Source organism: Tsukamurella sp. DT100 (assembly GCF_049844855.1).
GTDB lineage: Bacteria > Actinomycetota > Actinomycetes > Mycobacteriales > Mycobacteriaceae > Tsukamurella.
Genome location: NZ_JBNCLV010000010.1, coordinates 201,616 through 219,166 on the forward strand (window position 1 = coordinate 201,616; position 17,551 = coordinate 219,166).

Genomic DNA, 17,551 nt, shown 5'->3' on the forward strand with positions numbered 1-17,551 from the left:
CGTCTGCCCGGCGATCGGTTTCGAACTTGCCGGTGATCGGCCCGTCGTCCTGATCCTCGCCATCCTGGTCGCCGCGATGGCGCGATCAGCCGTCGCCCTGCACGAGCGCGTCGCCGAGGGAGGTGCGGCGGTACAGGACCCGACGTCCGTACCGCGAACTCTCGACGATTCCGCTGGCGCCCAGGACTTTCAGGCTCTGCGACACGGCCGACGGCGAGATCCCCAGTGCGGCGGCGAGATCGACCACTGCGGCGGGCTCGGCCAGTACCGCGAGGAGGTCCGCCTTCGCGGTGCCGATCAGCCTGCGGAGCGCGTCGTCGGCGACCGGAGGAACGGATTCCGCGAGCGTCGCCGACCCCCGGGCGGGGTAACCGATGTTCGGCGCGGTGCGGGTCGGATCGTGCGCGGTGGTGATCCTGGTGGTGAAGACGCTCGGCATCAGGGTCAGACCGAGACCGGGGGAGCGGACCTCGCCCGCGACCACTGAGCACGACATGTCCACGCTCAGCTCCCCGGTACGACGCCATTCCACGCGCGGGCTCAGTGATTCGAAGAGCCGGGTGGGCCCGCCGACGGCGAGCTCGCGGCCGCGGAAGACGACGTCGGACTCCAGGATCCGCTGCACCGCCGGCCACACGGGAGCGACGGCCGCGCGGTGGTAGGCGGCCAGGGCATCGGCGATGACCGGTGCGGGGTCGTCCAGGGCGATCAGGCGCGCCAGGGGCTCTGACGGTACCGTGCCCTCCGCCAGTTCGACCAGCTCGGCGCGCGCCGTCCGCGCGTCCGTGCCGCGGACCGCGTCGAGGTGCGCGTCGAACGTCGGCCGGACGTCGGCCTGTGCGGTCACCGGGGTGAGGAAGTCGGGGATCTGCTTGCCCGACGGCGAGACCAGCGCGTCGATCAGGTCGCGGTCGTACTCGCCCCGGCGGGCGTTCGCCTCGCATCGCCACCCCGTGAGGTGGTGCGCGGTGTCGTAGACCTTGTTCAGGTGGAACAGGCTCAGGACGGTCTCGTTGAGCGGCGACACCACGAAGCGGGCGTCGGCCAGATCGCCGACGTCCAACAGGTAGGTCAACATGTAGGCGCCACCTAATTCATTGGAACCCGCGACGGGGTTCGTGTGTGCTCGGGATATGAGCGAATACCGAGAGCACTGGAACCTGACGGCGGATCCTCCGACGGCAGCAGTCTACGCCCGCATGGCGGACGCGCACGACCGTTCGGCGCTGGACCGGGCGCGGCGGAACCGGGTGGGGCGCACCGTCGCACCCGGGCGACGGGGCCTGCGTCCCGGGCTGGCCCGGGCGTTGCGACGGCTGGCGGCCGCGATCGAGCCGGCGCCGGCGGGTTGCGGGCCGGAGGCCGCCTGAGCGGTTCTATTCCGGGCCGTCGGCGGAGGCGCCCGGGCCGGGGCCGACGTTGCGGGACTCGCGGGTGCGGATGTCGAGGACGTACTCCTCGGGGGCGCCGGCGATGTACGCGGCGTCGGCCATGACGCCCAGGTAGCGGGCCGACGGGAGGCCGCCCTCGAAGGCGTCGACCACGTACAGCCAAGCCAGGGTGGAGCCGCCGCCGGTGAGCTCGACGCGCACCTTGAGCTTGACGTGGATGCCGAGCTCCGAGCCCTCCCACCGGTCGAGGGAGACCTCGTCGTCGCTGGTCACGTCGTAGAGCACCACGAAGACCTTGGCGTCGGGATCCGACGGGTCCTCGGTGACGGTCGCGAGCGCACCCTCCCACCCGATGTCCTCGCCCGAGAAGGTCAGGCGCCAGCCGTGCAACCACCCCGTACCGGACATCGGCGAGTGCGGGGCGCGCTCGGCCATCTGGTCGGGGTGCATGTTGGAGCCGTAGGCGGCGTAGATCGGCACAGGTCAGACTCTAGCGCGCCGGTCCGGGAGAACGTCGCTGGTGCGACGGTGCCCGCACGCGGCGTGGCCGCGGACGATAGCGTTGCAGCCATGACGAACATCGTGATCATCGGCGGCGGTCCGGCGGGGTACGAAGCAGCACTGGTGGCGGTGGCGCACGGCGGCGACGTCACGGTGATCGAGTCCGACGGGATCGGTGGGGCCTGCGTCCTGTACGACTGCGTCCCGTCGAAGACCTTCATCGCCTCGACCGGCATCCGCACCGAGACCCGGCGTGCCGTCGACCTGGGCATCGAGCTGCACTTCGAGCGCGTCGAGATCGACGTCGAGCGGATCAACGCGCGCGTCAAGGACCTGGCGACGGCGCAGTCGGCCGACATCCGCGCCCGCCTCGCGGGGGAGGGCGTGCGGATCATCCGCGGCCGCGCGACCCTTGCACCCACGGCGTCGGGCATGGCCCATCACGAGGTGAACGTCGTGACCCCGTCCGGCGGCGAGCAGTCCTTCGAGGCCGACGTGGTGCTCGTCGCCACGGGCGCCTCGCCCCGCGTGCTGGAGTCCGCGCAGCCCGACGGCGAGAAGATCCTCACCTGGCGGCAGCTGTACGACCTCGAGGAGCTCCCGACGCACCTCGTGGTCGTCGGCTCCGGCGTCACCGGCGCGGAGTTCGTGCACGCCTACACCGAGCTCGGCATCAAGGTCACCCTCGTCAGCTCCCGCGACCGCGTGCTCCCGCACGAGGACGAGGACGCCGCCCTGGTGCTGGAGGACGCGCTGCTCGACCGCGGCGTGTCGCTGGTCAAGCGCGCCTACGCCGACAAGGTGGAGCGCACGGAGACCGGCGTCGTCGTGCGCCTGACCGACGGCCGCACCGTCGAGGGCTCGCACTGCCTCATGACCGTCGGCTCGATTCCGAACACCGCGGGCATCGGCCTCGAGGACGTGGGCATCGAGCTGAACAAGGGCGGCTACATCCCCGTCGACCGGGTCTCGCGGACCAAGGTGCCCGGCATCTACGCCGCCGGCGACTGCACCGGCGTGCTGCCGCTGGCCTCCGTCGCCGCGATGCAGGGCCGCGTCGCGATGTACCACGCGCTCGGCGAGGGTGTCTCGCCCGTGAAGCTCAAGACCGTCTCGTCGGCGATCTTCACCCGCCCGGAGATCGCCACCGTCGGCGTCTCGCAGGCCGCGATCGACGACGGGACGTACCAGGCCCGCACCGTCATGCTGCCGCTCGCGACGAACCCGCGCGCCAAGATGTCCGGCCTCAAGCGCGGCTTCGTCAAGATCTTCTGCCGCCCCAACACGGGATTGGTCATCGGCGGAGTCGTGGTGGCGCCCAACGCCTCCGAGTTGATCCTGCCGCTCACCGTCGCGGTGCAGAACGGCCTCACGGTCGACGACGTGGCGCAGACCTTCTCCGTGTATCCGTCGCTGTCCGGCTCGGTCACCGAGGCCGCCCGGCAGCTGATGCGCCAGGACGACCTGGCCTAGCCGTCCGGCGGTGAGCGATCGGGACGGCGTCTTCGAGGCGCTGCGGCCCCGCCTGTTCGGGGTGGCGTACCGGGTGCTCGCGTCGGCGCCCGACGCCGAGGACGTGGTGCAGGACGCGTGGCTGCGCTGGCGCGGCGCCGACGACGGTTCCGTCCGCGATCCCGAGGCGTTCCTGGTGGTGACGGTGACCCGCCTCGCGCTCAACCTGGCGCAGTCGGCGCGGGCGCGGCGCGAGCAGTACGTCGGGGAGTGGTTCCCGACGCCGGTCGACACGGCCGAGGACCCCGCGCTGGGAGCCGAGCGGGCGGAGGCCCTGGAGCTCGCCGTGGTGCACGTACTGCAGCGGCTCTCGCCCGAGGCGCGCGCCGCGTACGTACTCCGCGAGGCCTTCGAGCACCCCTACCCGCGGATCGCGGAGATCCTCCAGATGCGGGAGCCCGCCGTGCGGAAGCTGGTCAGCCGCGCCCGCACCCAGGTCGCGGGCGAGCGGCGCACCACCGCCACCCGCGAGCGGGTCCGTGCGCTGCTCGACGCCTTCCTCGCCGCGGCGCACGCCGGCGACGTCGCGGGCCTCGAGGCCGTGCTCGTGGCCGACGTGGTCAGCGAGACCGACGGTGGCGGCGCGCGTCGGGCCGGGCGTCGCCCGGTGGTCGGGGACAACGCGGTTGCGCGCTTCGTCGCCGGCTTCTCCGCGCGCTTCATGTCCGACGCGTCCGCGCGGATAGTCGAGGTCAACGGTCTGCCGGGCGCGCTCTTCAGCGTCGACGGTGCGCCCGTGGCGCTGCTCTGCCCGACGGCCTCGGACGCCGGCCTGACGCGCCTGATGTGGGTCATGAACCCCGAAAAGCTGGCCGATTTCGCCTGACGGTCACAGATCGCCGCGCCGTTCGGTCCTTGGTGTGGAGGCCCGAACGGTTCGGGCCGGATCGAGAGGACGAGGACATGGCGAAGTTCGTGGTGATCGGCGGTACCGGGCTGATCGGGTCGAAGGTGGTGGCGGGACTGGCCGCGGCGGGGCACGAGGCGGTCGCGGGTGCCCCGAGCACCGGCGTGAACGCCGTGACCGGCGAGGGGCTGGCCACGGCGCTCGCGGGCGCCGACGGCGTCGTGGACGTCGCGAACTCACCGTCGTTCGAGGACGCGGCTGTGCTGGAGTTCTTCACCCGTGCCACGACGAACCTCCTCGCTGCGGCGCGGGCGGCCGGAGTCGGCCACTACGTGGCGCTGTCGGTCGTGGGCACCGAGCGGCTCGAGGAGAGCGGCTACTTCCGCGGAAAGATCGCGCAGGAGGAGCTGATCGAGGCCGGCGACATGCCGTTCACGATCGTCCGGGCCACGCAGTTCTTCGAGTTCGTCCCGGGTATCGCCGCCGCTTCGGAGGTCGACGGGGTCGTCCGCGTGCCGGGCGCGAACATCCAGCCGATCTCGTCCGACGACGTGGCCGCGGCCGTCGTGCGCGCCGCGCTCGCGGCGCCGGCCGGCGGCCGTACCGAGGTCGCGGGTCCGGACGTCTTCGCCCTCGACGAGCTCGTCCGCAGGGCGCTCGCCCAGGCGGGCGACGCGCGCACCGTCGTCCGCGACCCCGACGCCGCGTACTTCGGCGCGCACCTGCAGGCGGACACGCTGCTGCCGGGTCCGGGTGCGGAGATCGCGGCGACGCGGTTCTTCGCCTGATCAGATCGAGGGTGCGGCGTCGAGGAGCCGGGCGAGGCGATCCGCGGGCGACCCGGCGAGTTCGACGATGCGGGCGCCGCCGGTGAGGGCGGGGTCGTCGGCGAGGTCGAGCAGCGCGGCGTCGGTCGCGCGGCGCAGCTCGGGATCCTCGTCGTCACCGACCTCGATCGGATCGCGATGGTGCAACGGCAGGACGACGAGGAGGTCCACCGCGGCCATCGCCCGCGCGGTGATGGCGGCGCCGCGGTCGAGCAGGCCCGGCGACCTCGTCGGGCGCCCGAGGTCGTCCAGCGCCCGCAGGTAGGCCAGCAGGTCGAGCGGCCCGCGCTCGGCGATGACGAGGTCGCCGGGACGACGTCCGCGCAAGCGTGCGGCGGCCAGGACGAGCTGGGAGTAGAACGTTCCGGCATCGAGGTCGAGCGCCGACTCCTCGAGCTCCTCGAACGGGTCGGGGAGCACCTCGTACCCGGGCCGCACGGCGGCGAAGTCCGTGATCAGAGTGCTTTTCCCACTCGCGTGGGTGCCGGAGACGACGATGCGCATGTCCGGAGGGTATCGCGCGCCCGACCACGTGCCCCGATCGATTTCGCACGAATAATCACAGAAACACTCAGCGAAGATGTGCGTCTCTGTTAAATTTCGTGAGAATTCGTTCCCTGACCCCCTGGAGGCGCGATGCTCCTCGCCGACAACGCACTCCGACTCAACGTCGGACTGCTCGACTACACGCTGGTCGCGATCTATTTCGTGTTCGTCCTGGGCATCGGGTACCTGGCCCGTACGCAGGTCGCGTCCAGCCTCGACTTCTTCCTCTCGGGCAGGCGGCTCCCGGCCTGGGTGACCGGCGTCGCCTTCGTCTCCGCGAACCTCGGCGCCGTCGAGATCATGGGCATGTCGGCCACCGGCGCCCAGATCGGCATGTCGACCTTCCACTACTACTGGATCGGCGCCGTCCCGGCGATGGTCTTCCTCGGCATCGTGATGATGCCGTTCTACTACGGCTCGAAGGTGCGCAGCGTCCCCGAGTTCATGCGCAAGCGCTTCGGCACCGGCGCACACCTCGTGAACTCGCTGAGCTTCGCCGTCGCCCAGGTGCTCATCGCCGGCGTCAACCTGTTCCTGCTCGGCACCGTGATCAACGTGGTGCTCGGCTGGCCGCACTGGGTCTCGCTCCTCGTCGCCGCGGCGGTGGTGCTCACCTACACCGTGCTCGGCGGCCTCTCCGCCGCGATCTACAACGAGGTCCTGCAGTTCTTCGTGATCCTCGCGGCGCTGGTGCCGCTCACCGTGATCGGCCTGATCAAGATCGGCGGCTGGAGCGGCCTCAAGGAGAAGGTGATCGAGACCCGCTCCGACAAGGGCGTCACCGCCACCGTCTCCGATCAGCTGCACACCTGGCCCGGACAGGCGCTCAGCGGTTTCGAGTCGCCGGTCTGGTCCGTCGTCGGCATCGTCTTCGGCCTCGGCTTCGTGCTCTCCTTCGGCTACTGGACCACGAACTTCGTCGAGGTGCAGCGCGCCATGGCCTCGGATTCGATGTCGGCCGCGCGGCGCGCGCCGATCATCGGTGCCATCCCGAAGATGTTCATCCCCTTCGTGGTCGTGGTGCCGGGCATGATCTGCGCCGCCGCGATCGGCGACATGATCAACCTCAAGAACAACGGCGCGCCGGACGGCGTCACCTACAACGACGCGCTGCTGCTCATGATGCGCGACATCCTGCCCAACGGCCTGCTGGGCGTGGCCGTCGCCGGCCTGATCGCGTCGTTCATGGCGGGCATGGCGGCCAACGTCTCCGCGTTCAACACCGTCTTCAGCTACGACCTGTGGCAGCAGTACGTGGTCAAGGACCGCGAGGATTCCTACTACATCCGCGTCGGCCAGGTCGCGACGGTCATCGCGGTGTTCCTCGCGATCGGCACGGCGACGATCGCCGCGGGCTACTCCAACCTCATGGACTACCTGCAGACGCTGTTCGGCTTCTTCAACGCGCCGCTGTTCGCGACGTTCCTGCTCGGCATGTTCTGGAAGCGGATGACGCCCACCGCCGGCTGGGTGGGCCTCGTCTCCGGCACGCTGGCCGCGATCGGCGTCTTCATCCTGCAGAAGACCGGCGTGATCGACCTGCCCGGCCAGGGCATGGCCTTCGTCGCCGCATCGGCGGCCTTCGTGGTCGATATCGTGGTCTCCGTGCTGGTCTCCGCCGTGACGAAACCGAAGCCCGAATCCGAGCTGGCGGGCTACGTCTATTCGCTCACCGACAAGGCCACCCTGCGGGGCGAGGACGACGCCTCCGCGCCCTGGTACTCGCGGCCCGTGCCCCTGGGTGCCGCGGTGCTCTCCACGACCGTCGCACTCGGCCTGATCTTCCACTGACGAGGAGCTGAACCATGACCAACGACAACGGAACCGCGTCCGCTCCGGCGAAGAAGTCCACGAAGCTGGCGCTCCTGTCCGACATCCGCACCGTCATCGCCGCCCTGCTCGGGATCTACGGCGTCCTGCTCCTGATCGCGGGACTCGTGCCGTCGTTCGCCGAGTTGGGTGCCCGCGAATTCGAGCACACGCCCGACCGCGTCGACATGGCGGCGGGCAGCGCCGGGAACCTGTGGGTGGGCGGTGCCCTCGTCCTCGTCGCCATCGGCTTCGAGGCGTGGGCAGTGATGGGCGTGGGGCGTGCTCGCAGCTGACCGACGCCGGATGATCCTCGAGGCGGCGGCCGCCCACGGCTCCGTCCGGGTGATCGACCTCGCGGCCGGGCTCGGCGTCTCCGAGATGACGATCCGTCGCGACCTCGACCGGCTCGACGAGGCCGGCGAGCTCGCCAAGGTGCACGGCGGGGCGGTCCTGCCCGGTGCTCGGGCCGGACGGGGCGTGGAGCCGCGGTCCGCGCAGAAGGCCGTCCGCGACACCGCCGAGAAGCGCGCCATCGCGGCCGCCGCGGCAGCTCTCGTCGAGGACGGGATGACGGTGGCGGTCGGCGCCGGGACGACCACCCTCGAGCTCGCGCGGCTGCTGCGGGGCCGCCGCGTCGCGGTGGTGACCAACTCGATCTCGATCTTCCACGTGCTCACCGACCCCGACGACGCCGGCGCCGACCCGACCGGGGCCTCGGACGTGCAGCTGACGGGCGGGCAACGCACCCCGTCGGACGCGCTGGTGGGGCCCGTGGCGAACGCCATGCTCGAGCGCGTGCGCTGCGACCTCGCCTTCCTCGGCTGCCACGGGATCGATCCCGCGGCCGGGTTCACCTCGCCCAACATCGGTGAGGCCGAGACGAACCGGCGCCTCATCGGCAGCGCCCGGTCCACCGTGCTCCTCGCGGACCACACCAAGTACGGCGAGATCGGCGCCCACCTGTTCGCGCGCTTCGCCGACGCGGACGCGCTGATCGTCGACGACGGCCTGGGCACCGCAGCCCGCGAGGCGCTGGCCGCCGCCGTCCCGCTCACCGTCGCACCGGAAGGCGCCCCATGACCCGCGAGATAGCCGCCCCCACCGCGTCCCGCCTCGCCGACGGCCGCGAGATCCTCTTCTTCTCGTCCGACGGTCCGCCGTCGATCGGTGCGGACCGACGGGACCTGCCCGCCCGCCCGACGGTGCCGGTGACCACCGTGCGCCGCGACCCGACGACCGGCGACAACGTCATCATCGCGCCGGCCCGGCAGGAGCGCACGTACAAGCCGCCGCGGGCCATGTGTCCGCTCGACCCCGATCCCACGGGGCTGTCGAGCGAGATCCCCGCGGCGGACTACGAAGTGGTGGTCTTCGAGAACCGCTTCCCCTCCCTCTCGGCGCCCGACGGCTACGCGGCGGACCAGCCCGCGCAGGTGGACCCGTTGCGCGTGGAGTGGCCGGGGCTGGGCCGGTGCGAGGTGGTCTGCTTCACCAGCGATCACGACGGTTCCTTCGCCGGGCTGTCGCAGCGGCGGGCGCGGCTGGTGATCGACGCGTGGAGCCACCGCACCGCGGAACTGCTGGCGCGCAGTGACATCGAGGAGGTGTACTGCTTCGAGAACCGCGGCGAGGAGATCGGCGTGACGCTCACACACCCGCACGGCCAGATCTACGGCTACCCCTTCCGCACCCGCCGGACCGCCGCGCTGCTGCGCACCGCCGCGCAGTACCGCGCCGACCACGGCGCCGACCTGTTCGAGGCGGTGCTCGCCGGCGAGATCGCGGATGGTGCGCGGATCCTCGTCCGCACTGAGTACGTGACCGCCTTCGTGCCCTACGCCGCGAAATGGCCGGTCGAGGCGCACGTCTACCCGAATCGGCACGTGCGCAACCTGTCCGAGCTCACCGACGCCGAGGCGGACGACCTGGCCGCGGTCTACCTGGTGCTGCTCCGCGCCTTCGACGCCCTCTACGACGCGGCGCTGCCGTACATCGCCTCGTGGCACCAGTACCGATTCGATTCCGCGGAGGGCTACCTGCACGCCGAGCTGTTCTCCATCCGCCGCAGCGCGGACAAGCTCAAGTACCTGGCGGGCTCGGAGTCCGGCCGCGATGCCTTCGTCACGGACAAGACGCCGGAGGCCATCGCCGACGAGCTGCGCCGGGTGATCGGATGACGGTGCGCGCGTACGCCCCCGGGCGGGTGAACCTGATCGGGGAGCACACGGACTACAACGACGGCTTCGCGCTGCCCATCGCGCTGCAGGTCGGGACCGTGGCCGAGTTCGATCCGGACGCGACCGGTTCCGCGATCGAGGTCACCTCCGCCCAGGAGGACGGAGCCGTCACCGTCCCGCTGGACACCCGCCCGGGCGGGGTGCGGGGCTGGGCCGGGTACGTCGCGGGGTGTGTGTGGGCGGCCCGCGAGCACGGCGTCGACGTCCCCGCCGGCACGCTCCGGCTCCGCTCGGACGTGCCGGTGGGGGCGGGACTCTCGTCCTCCGCGGCCCTCGAGTGCGCCGTGCTGCCGGCGCTGGTCGCGGCCGCCGGGGCGGATGCGATGGACCGCACCGTCGTAGCCCGGCTCGCGCAGCGCGCCGAGAACGACTACGTGGGCGCGCCCACCGGCCTGCTCGACCAGATGAGCAGCATGTACGGCGCGGAGGACACTGCGCTGCTGCTCGACTTCCGCACGCTGGCCGTGGATCCCGTTCCCCTGCGCCTCGACCACGACGTGCTGCTCGCCATCGACTCCTGCACGCCGCATCAGCACGCGGCGGGGGAGTACCGGCGGCGGCGCGAGGCGTGTGAGGCCGCCGCAGCGCGGCTCGGTGTCGCTGCCCTGCGCGATGCCGCGGACGACGCCTGGAAGTCGCTGGAGGACGTGGAGATCCGTCGCTGCGCCCGGCACGTGCTCACCGAGAACCGGCGCGTGCTCGACGCCTCGGCCGCGCTACGGCGCGCGGACCATGCCGCCTTCGGCGCGCTGATGACCGCCTCGCAGTCGTCGATGCGCGACGACTTCGCGATCACCGTTCCCGCGATCGACCTCATCGCCGACACCGCGGTCGAGCTCGGTGCGTACGGCGCCCGGATGACGGGCGGCGGCTTCGGCGGCACCGTCATCGCCCTGGCGTCCGCGACTGCGGCCGAACGGATCGCAGACGCGTTGCCGTCGAGAATCGCGGGGGCGGGTCACCCCGTCCCCACCGTCACGGCTGTCCGTCCGGGGCGCGGTGCGCATCTCCTTCCGGCTGTGCGATCGCGACGGTAACGCGCGTTCGTCGGACTCGCCGCGATCCGGAGCGTACATTCCGCATAACGGAATTTGATGCTCGGCGCGACGCCGGCGGGAAGAGGTGCGGCATGGCGGTACGAGGCGGGGTGCTCGCGGTGGGGATCGTTGCGGCGGCGATGACGATCGCGGGCTGCGGAAGCAGCGGCGACGTTGCGGCAGGGAGCTCGTCGAGCGCGGCGGCGCCGGTCAAGACCATCGTGCTCATCAACCCGAACTCCAGCGCGAGCGCGACCGCCTCGATGGTCGAGCTCGCGACCGCGCACGCGCGCGGCGCGGCGAACATCGTCGGGGTCACGAACGACGGGGCCCCGGCGTTGCTGACCACGCAGCAGGACATGGCGACGGCGGCGCGGGGCGTGGTCGAGCGCGGCGTCGCCGCGGCGAAGGAGCCGGGCGTCGCCGCGATCATCGTCTCGGCGTTCAGCGACCCCGGGCTCGCCGACCTGGACGCGGCGGTCTCGATCCCCGTCTTCGGCATCGGCACTGAGGCCTTTCGGGAGGCAGGCCAGGGCGGCCGCGCCTTCGGCATCGCGACCGTGACCTCGGATCCCGCACTGGTGGAGTCCTTCCGGCAGAAGGCGGCCGAGCTCGGGCTCCTGGCGCAGTACCGCGGCGTCCGCGTCACGCCCGGCGACGCGACCGAACTGGTGAAGTCGCCGGACGCCCTCGACGCTGCGCTGCGCGAGGCCGTGCGGCAGTCGGTGGATCAGGACGGTGCCCGCGCGGTGATCATGGGCGGCGGGCCGCTGTCGCCGTCCGCCCTGCGGCTGCAGCCGCAGTTCGACGTGCCGCTGGTCGTGGCCGTGAACGCCGCGGTCTCCAGCGCGCTCAAGGCCGTGGGCTGAGTCCGGCGGTGCCGCCGGAGGATCGGTTCAGCCGAAGAATTCGGCGGCGTCGTCGTAGCGGTCGCGGGGGACGCGTTTGAGTTGTTTGACTGCTTCGGCGAGGGGGACGAGGCCGATCTGGGTTCCGCGGAGGGAGACCATCTGTCCGGTTTTGCCGGCGTGGGCGGCGTCGGCGGCGTTGACGCCGTAGCGGGTGGCGAGGACCCGGTCGGCGGGGGTGGGGGTGCCGCCGCGTTGGACGTGGCCGAGGACGGTGGTGCGGACCTCTTTGTTGATGCGTTTTTCGATCTCGACGCCGAGTTGGTGCGCGACGCCGGTGAACCGTTCGTGGCCGAATTCGTCGGTGCCGCCCACGCGCAGTTCCATGGTGCCGTCGGCGGGTTTGGCGCCTTCGGCGACGACGACGATGAAGCTGGCGTGGCCGCGTTGGAAGCGGCGTTTGATCATCGTGCACAGTTCTTCGACGTCGAAGGGCACCTCGGGGATGAGGACGGCGTGCGCCCCGGAGGCGAGGCCGGAGTTCAGCGCGATCCACCCGGCGTGGCGGCCCATCACCTCGACCAGCATCACGCGTTGGTGTGATTCCGCGGTCGAGTGCAGCCGGTCGATGGCGTCAGTGGCGATGGTCAGGGCGGTGTCGAAGCCGAAGGTGACGTCGGTGCAGTCGATGTCGTTGTCGATGGTCTTGGGCACCCCGACGACCGGCACCCCCTCGTCGGCGAGCCAGGAGGCGGCCGTGAGGGTGCCTTCGCCGCCGATGGGGATGAGGACGTCGATGCCGTTGTCGTCGAGGGTGGCCTTGATGCGGTCGAGGCCGGCTTTGAGGACGTCAGGGTGGGTGCGGGCGGTGCCGAGCATCGTGCCGCCCTTGGTGAGCAGGCGGTCGTTGCGGTCGTCGTTGGACAGGTGGATCCGGCGGTCCTCGAGGAGGCCGCGCCAGCCGTCCTGGAATCCGACGACGGCGGATCCGTAGCGGGAGTCGCTGGTGCGGACCACCGCGCGGATCACCGCGTTCAGGCCCGGGCAGTCACCACCACCGGTCAACACTCCGATGCGCACTTCTTCCCCTTCGTCGTGGGAACGAGGCCGTACGGCCGTCGTCGTTCTCGACTCATCAGACGCGGATCGGAACGTTTCGACAACGGCCGCGCCCATATGGGCGCTGACCGATGTCCGGACGATCTACGCTGAGGGTGGCGGACGTCCCGCCCACGACGTTGCACAGGAGGCACCGATGGGGTCCATGGGGCCGGCCGAAGTCGTCCAGGCCGCCGCCATCGCGCGACGGTTCTACTTCGACGGGAAGTCGAAGATGGAGATCGGCGCCGAGTACGGGCTGTCCCGGTACAAGGTGGCCAGGATCCTGGACGCGTGCCTCGAATCGGGCCTGGTCCGCATCGAGATCAACACCGATGCCGCGGTCGACGCGGACCTCTCGGAGCGGCTGCGCCGTGCGTACGGGTTGCGACGCGCGCTGGTCGCCACCGGCTCGTTCACCGACTTCGACGGCCTGCGGCACGGCCTCGGCCGGGTCGCTGCGGACCTGCTCAGCGAGGTCGTGACCGAGTCGGACGTGCTCGGCGTCGGCTGGGGGCGCACCCTGGACGCGATGGCGCAGCACGTCCGCGACCTGCCGCCGTGCACGATCGTCCAGATGTCCGGCGTGGTGGGCGACGTGCAGGCCAGCTCGGTCGACCTGGTGCGCCAGCTGACCTCGGTCTCCCGCGGCCCCCAGTACCCCATCTACGCGCCGCTGATCATGTCGGACCAGCGGATGAAGGCGGCCCTCGCCCGGCAGCCCGGCGTCGCCACCGCGATGGGCCTGTGGAAGCGGATCACCGTGGCCGTGGTCGCGGTCGGCAGCCTCGACCTCACGGGCTCCCAGGTGTACGCCATGCTGTCGGATCAGGGCCGGGCGGAACTGGATTCGCTCAACGTCGCGGCCGAGCTCTGCGCCATCCAGTTCGACGCCGCGGGGCGGCCGGTGCGCACGAACTACAGCGGGCGCACGCTCGCCATCTCGTACCGCGAGCTGAGCGCGGTCGACGAGGTCATCGCCATCGCCGGCGGCCACCAGAAGGTGGAGGCCATCCGTGCGAGCCTCATCAGCGGGGTCGTCACGTCGCTGGTCACCGACCGCGAGACCGCCATCTCGCTGCTGCGCGTGGCGCCGGCCGAATCGGCGGATCGCGCCTGATGCCCATATGGGCGTGACGGTTGTCACCCCGATCCGGGGTGCATACGTTCCGTCCTGTGACTCGTCGAACCAAGATCGTCTGCACCCTGGGCCCCGCTGTCGGAACCGATGAGAAGGTTCTTGCTCTCGTCGAGGAGGGCATGGATGTTGCGCGCCTGAATTTCAGCCATGGTGAGCACGCCGATCACGGCGTGAACTACGAGCGGGTTCGTGAGGCTTCGGATAAGACCGGTCGTGCGGTCGGGATCCTGGCGGATCTGCAGGGCCCGAAGATCCGGCTGGGCCGGTTCGCCGGTGACGGCCGGACCGTGTGGGAGACGGGTGAGACGGTGCGGATCACCGTCGATGATGTGGTCGGCACGCATGATCGGGTCTCCACCACCTACAAGGAGTTGGCGCAGGACGCCCGCCCGGGCGACCGGTTGCTGGTCGATGACGGCAAGGTCGGCCTGAAGGTCACCTCGGTCGACGGCAACGATGTGGTGTGTGAGGTCACCGAGGGCGGCCCGGTTTCGAACAACAAGGGTGTCTCGCTGCCGGGGATGAACGTCTCGGTTCCTGCGCTCAGTGAGAAGGACATTGAGGATCTGGAGTTCGCGCTCGAGCTGGGGGTGGATTTCATCGCCTTGTCGTTCGTGCGGGCGCCGGCGGATATCGAGCGGGTGCATGCGGTGATGGACCGTGTGGGCCGCCGGATTCCGGTGATCGCGAAGCTGGAGAAGCCGGAGGCGATCGAGAACCTGGAGGCGGTGATCCTGGCGTTCGATGCGGTGATGGTCGCCCGCGGTGATCTGGGTGTGGAGTTGCCGCTGGAGGAGGTGCCGCTGGTGCAGAAGCGGGCCATCCAGATCGCCCGCGAGAACGCCAAGCCGGTCATCGTCGCCACGCAGATGCTGGAGTCGATGATCGAGAACAGCCGCCCCACCCGCGCGGAGGCCTCCGACGTCGCGAACGCCGTCCTCGACGGTGCGGATGCGGTGATGCTCTCCGGCGAGGTGTCGGTGGGCAAGTACCCGATCGAGACCGTCCGGACGATGGCCAAGATCGTGCAGGCCGTGGAGGACGGTGCGCCGTCCGTGCCGCCGCTGAACCACGTGCCGCGTACCAAGCCGGGCATCATCTCCTACGCCGCGCGCGACATCGGCGAGCGGCTCAATGCCAAGGCCCTCGTCGCTTTCACGCAATCCGGAGACACCGTGCGTCGCCTGGCCCGCTTGCACACCCGCCTGCCGCTGTTGGCGTTCACGCCGCTGCCGGAGGTCCGCAGCCAGCTCGCCCTGTCCTGGGGCACGGAGACCTTCCTGGTCGACGGCGCCGACAGCACCGACGCGATGATCCGGCAGGTCGACCACTCGTTGGAGGGGATCGGCGGCTACTCCACGGGCGATCAGGTCGTCATCGTCGCCGGTGCTCCTCCCGGGACCATCGGCTCGACCAACCTGATCCAGGTGCACCGCATCGGCGAAGACGACCACTGAGCGCCTGATTCTCCGCCACTCCCACGACTTCCACTCAGCTACAGAAGGACACGACCATGCCTATCGCCACCCCCGAGGCCTACCGGGAGATGCTGGACCGCGCCCGTGAGGGCGGTTACGCCTATCCGGCGATCAACTGCACGTCGAGCGAGACGATCAACGCGGCGATCAAGGGCTTCGCCGATGCGGGCAGCGACGGCATTATCCAGTTCTCCACCGGCGGCGCCGAGTTCGGTTCCGGCCTGGGTGTCAAGGACATGGTGGTCGGTGCGGTCGCGTTGGCGGAGTTCGCGCATGTGGTGGCGGCGCAGTACGACGTGACGGTCGCGCTGCACACCGATCACTGCCCGAAGGACAAGCTCGATTCCTACGTGCGCCCGCTGCTCGCCATCTCGCAGGAGCGGGTGGACAAGGGCCAGAACCCGCTGTTCCAGTCCCACATGTGGGACGGCTCGGCGGTGCCGCTGGAGGAGAACCTGGAGATCGCGCAGGACCTTTTGGCGAAGTCGAAGGCCGCGAAGATCATCCTCGAGATCGAGATCGGCGTGGTCGGCGGCGAGGAGGACGGCGTCGAGAACGAGATCAACGACAAGCTGTTCACCTCGGATGAGGATTTCGCGAAGACCGTCGACGCGCTGGGCGCGGAGGGGTATCTGCTGGCGGCGACGTTCGGCAACGTCCACGGCGTGTACAAGCCGGGGAATGTGAAGCTGCGTCCGGAGGTGTTGCGGGACGGTCAGGCGGTGGCCTCCGAGAAGCTAGGGCTGCCGGCGGGGAGCAAGCCCTTCGATTTCGTCTTCCACGGCGGGTCGGGGTCGCTGAAGTCGGAGATCGAGGACTCGCTGTCCTACGGCGTGGTGAAGATGAACGTCGACACCGACACCCAGTACGCGTTCACCCGCCCGGTGGCCGGGCACATGCTGTCGAACTACGACGGTGTGCTCAAGATCGACGGTGAGGTCGGTAACAAGAAGGTCTACGACCCCCGCTCCTACCTGAAGAAGGCGGAGACGTCGATGGCCGAGCGGGTCGTCGAGGCGTGCAACGACCTGCACTCCGCCGGCAAGTCGATCAGCACGAAGTAGCCCGAACAGGCTGCACCACAGACACATCCCGTCCGACGCCGCGGAGACACCGCGAACGGACACCTCTGAAAGGAACAACCATGACGATTCGCGTAGGCATCAACGGATTCGGCCGGATCGGCCGCAACTTCTTCCGGGCCGTCGCCGCCCAGAAGGCGCTCGGCGGCGCCACCGACATCGAGATCGTCGCGGTCAACGACCTCACCGACAACGCCATGCTGGCGCACCTGCTCAAGTTCGACTCCATCCTCGGCCGCCTCGACGCGGACGTGGTCGCCGACGGCGACTCCATCCGCGTGGGCGACCAGGTGATCAAGGCCCTCGAGGTCCGCGAGGGACCGTCGGCGCTGCCCTGGGGCGACCTCGGCGTCGACGTGGTCGTCGAGTCGACGGGCATCTTCACCGCCCGCGACAAGGCACAGGGCCACCTCGACTCGGGCGCCAAGAAGGTTGTCATCTCCGCGCCCGCCTCGGGCGAGGACATCACCATCGTGATGGGCGTCAACGACGACAAGTACGACGGCAGCCAGAACATCATCTCCAACGCCTCGTGCACCACGAACTGCCTCGGCCCGCTCGCGAAGGTCGTCAACGACGAGTTCGGCATCGTCAGCGGCCTCATGACCACCGTCCACGCCTACACGCAGGACCAGAACCTGCAGGACGGCCCGCACAAGGACCCGCGCCGCGCCCGCGCCGCCGCGATCAACATCGTGCCCACCTCCACCGGCGCCGCCAAGGCCATCGGCCTCGTCCTCCCCGAGCTGGAGGGCAAGCTCGACGGCTACGCGCTCCGCGTGCCGATCCCCACCGGCTCGGTCACCGACCTCACCGTCGAGCTGGGCAAGCGCGCCACCGCCGACGAGATCAACGCCGCCCTCAAGGCCGCGGCCGAGGGGAAGCTCAAGGGCATCCTCAAGTACTACGACGCCCCGATCGTCTCCTCCGACATCGTCACCGACCCGCACAGCTCGCTCTTCGACGCCGGCCTCACCAAGGTGATCGACAACCAGGCCAAGGTCGTCTCCTGGTACGACAACGAGTGGGGCTACAGCAATCGCCTCGTGGATCTCACCGGCCTGGTGGGGAAGTCGCTGTGACGGCCGCCGGAGAGATCGTCCAGGTAGGCGCCCGCGAGATCCTCGACTCCCGTGGTAACCCCACGGTGGAGGTGGAGATCGTGCTGGCCGATGGCAGCTTCGCCCGCGCGGC

18 protein-coding genes are annotated in these 17,551 nt (G+C 70.3%); 14 read left to right on the forward strand and 4 right to left on the reverse strand.

The features are described from left to right. Positions 1–85: 85 nt before the first annotated feature. Positions 86–1,078 (reverse strand): helix-turn-helix domain-containing protein, encoded by a 993-nt coding sequence (locus tag ACLQ3K_RS22330; protein ID WP_426001666.1) that lies wholly within the window; start codon positions 1,076–1,078, stop codon positions 86–88. A 55-nt stretch (positions 1,079–1,133) separates the two neighbouring features. Here ACLQ3K_RS22330 and ACLQ3K_RS22335 point away from each other — a divergent pair, with 55 nt between their 5' ends. Next, positions 1,134–1,370, forward strand: coding sequence for a hypothetical protein (locus ACLQ3K_RS22335; protein ID WP_426001667.1), 237 nt, complete (start codon positions 1,134–1,136; stop codon positions 1,368–1,370). A gap of 6 nt (positions 1,371–1,376) precedes the next feature. On the opposite strand, the gene ACLQ3K_RS22340 is transcribed toward ACLQ3K_RS22335, so the two are convergent. Next, entirely contained in the window at positions 1,377–1,871 is a 495-nt protein-coding gene (locus tag ACLQ3K_RS22340) for a gamma-glutamylcyclotransferase (RefSeq protein ID WP_224649116.1), read from the reverse strand. Positions 1,872–1,961: 90 nt separating this feature from the next. Between ACLQ3K_RS22340 and ACLQ3K_RS22345 the strand changes: the two genes are divergently transcribed. The 3 genes from ACLQ3K_RS22345 (at position 1,962) to ACLQ3K_RS22355 (ending at position 5,039) form a co-directional block, all read left to right on the forward strand. Then, a complete protein-coding gene (locus ACLQ3K_RS22345; RefSeq protein WP_336671197.1) occupies positions 1,962–3,365 on the forward strand; it encodes an NAD(P)H-quinone dehydrogenase in 1,404 nt (467 codons plus the stop codon). Between the two features lie 10 nt (positions 3,366–3,375). Further along, positions 3,376–4,230 carry a sigma-70 family RNA polymerase sigma factor gene (locus ACLQ3K_RS22350; protein ID WP_426001668.1) on the forward strand — a complete coding sequence of 285 codons (855 nt, stop codon included), beginning with the start codon at positions 3,376–3,378 and terminating at the stop codon, positions 4,228–4,230. Positions 4,231–4,307: 77 nt separating this feature from the next. After that, complete coding sequence (locus ACLQ3K_RS22355; RefSeq protein WP_426001669.1) at positions 4,308–5,039, forward strand: SDR family oxidoreductase; 732 nt, start codon at positions 4,308–4,310, stop codon at positions 5,037–5,039. On the opposite strand, the gene ACLQ3K_RS22360 is transcribed toward ACLQ3K_RS22355, so the two are convergent. Continuing rightward, positions 5,040–5,582 (reverse strand): AAA family ATPase, encoded by a 543-nt coding sequence (locus ACLQ3K_RS22360; protein ID WP_426001670.1) that lies wholly within the window; start codon positions 5,580–5,582, stop codon positions 5,040–5,042. 132 nt (positions 5,583–5,714) lie between these two features. On the opposite strand from ACLQ3K_RS22360, the gene ACLQ3K_RS22365 reads away from it, so the two are divergent. The 6 genes from ACLQ3K_RS22365 (at position 5,715) to ACLQ3K_RS22390 (ending at position 11,579) form a co-directional block, all read left to right on the forward strand. Further along, positions 5,715–7,415, forward strand: coding sequence for a sodium:solute symporter family protein (locus ACLQ3K_RS22365; RefSeq protein ID WP_426001671.1), 1,701 nt, complete (start codon positions 5,715–5,717; stop codon positions 7,413–7,415). Positions 7,416–7,429: 14 nt separating this feature from the next. Beyond that, on the forward strand, positions 7,430–7,729 hold the full coding sequence (locus ACLQ3K_RS22370; protein WP_426001672.1) for a hypothetical protein: 300 nt from the start codon (positions 7,430–7,432) through the stop codon (positions 7,727–7,729). Beyond that, complete coding sequence (locus ACLQ3K_RS22375) at positions 7,716–8,516, forward strand: DeoR/GlpR family DNA-binding transcription regulator (RefSeq protein ID WP_426001673.1); 801 nt, start codon at positions 7,716–7,718, stop codon at positions 8,514–8,516. Before ACLQ3K_RS22370 ends, ACLQ3K_RS22375 begins: the two co-directional genes overlap by 14 nt. After that, positions 8,513–9,613, forward strand: coding sequence for a galactose-1-phosphate uridylyltransferase (gene galT / locus ACLQ3K_RS22380; protein ID WP_426001675.1), 1,101 nt, complete (start codon positions 8,513–8,515; stop codon positions 9,611–9,613). Before ACLQ3K_RS22375 ends, galT begins: the two co-directional genes overlap by 4 nt. Next, entirely contained in the window at positions 9,610–10,710 is a 1,101-nt protein-coding gene (galK, locus tag ACLQ3K_RS22385; RefSeq protein ID WP_426001676.1) for a galactokinase, read from the forward strand. The genes galT and galK overlap by 4 nt, the downstream gene beginning before the upstream one ends. A 92-nt stretch (positions 10,711–10,802) precedes the next feature. Next, positions 10,803–11,579, forward strand: a complete 777-nt coding sequence (locus tag ACLQ3K_RS22390; RefSeq protein ID WP_426001678.1) for an aspartate/glutamate racemase family protein — start codon at positions 10,803–10,805, stop codon at positions 11,577–11,579. A 27-nt stretch (positions 11,580–11,606) separates the two neighbouring features. Here ACLQ3K_RS22390 and ACLQ3K_RS22395 read toward each other — a convergent pair whose 3' ends face one another. Next, positions 11,607–12,638, reverse strand: coding sequence for an ATP-dependent 6-phosphofructokinase (locus ACLQ3K_RS22395; protein ID WP_426001679.1), 1,032 nt, complete (start codon positions 12,636–12,638; stop codon positions 11,607–11,609). A 175-nt stretch (positions 12,639–12,813) separates the two neighbouring features. Here ACLQ3K_RS22395 and ACLQ3K_RS22400 point away from each other — a divergent pair, with 175 nt between their 5' ends. The 4 genes from ACLQ3K_RS22400 (at position 12,814) to gap (ending at position 17,439) form a co-directional block, all read left to right on the forward strand. Next, the gene (locus ACLQ3K_RS22400) at positions 12,814–13,776 is read left to right on the forward strand and encodes a sugar-binding transcriptional regulator (RefSeq protein WP_426001680.1); all 963 of its coding nucleotides are present in this window, start codon (positions 12,814–12,816) and stop codon (positions 13,774–13,776) included. Between the two features lie 56 nt (positions 13,777–13,832). Next, positions 13,833–15,254, forward strand: coding sequence for a pyruvate kinase (gene pyk / locus ACLQ3K_RS22405; RefSeq protein ID WP_426001682.1), 1,422 nt, complete (start codon positions 13,833–13,835; stop codon positions 15,252–15,254). 56 nt (positions 15,255–15,310) lie between these two features. Continuing rightward, the gene (fbaA, locus tag ACLQ3K_RS22410) at positions 15,311–16,339 is read left to right on the forward strand and encodes a class II fructose-bisphosphate aldolase (RefSeq protein ID WP_426001683.1); all 1,029 of its coding nucleotides are present in this window, start codon (positions 15,311–15,313) and stop codon (positions 16,337–16,339) included. A gap of 80 nt (positions 16,340–16,419) precedes the next feature. Further along, the gene (gap, locus tag ACLQ3K_RS22415) at positions 16,420–17,439 is read left to right on the forward strand and encodes a type I glyceraldehyde-3-phosphate dehydrogenase (protein WP_426001684.1); all 1,020 of its coding nucleotides are present in this window, start codon (positions 16,420–16,422) and stop codon (positions 17,437–17,439) included. Positions 17,440–17,551 lie beyond the last annotated feature (112 nt).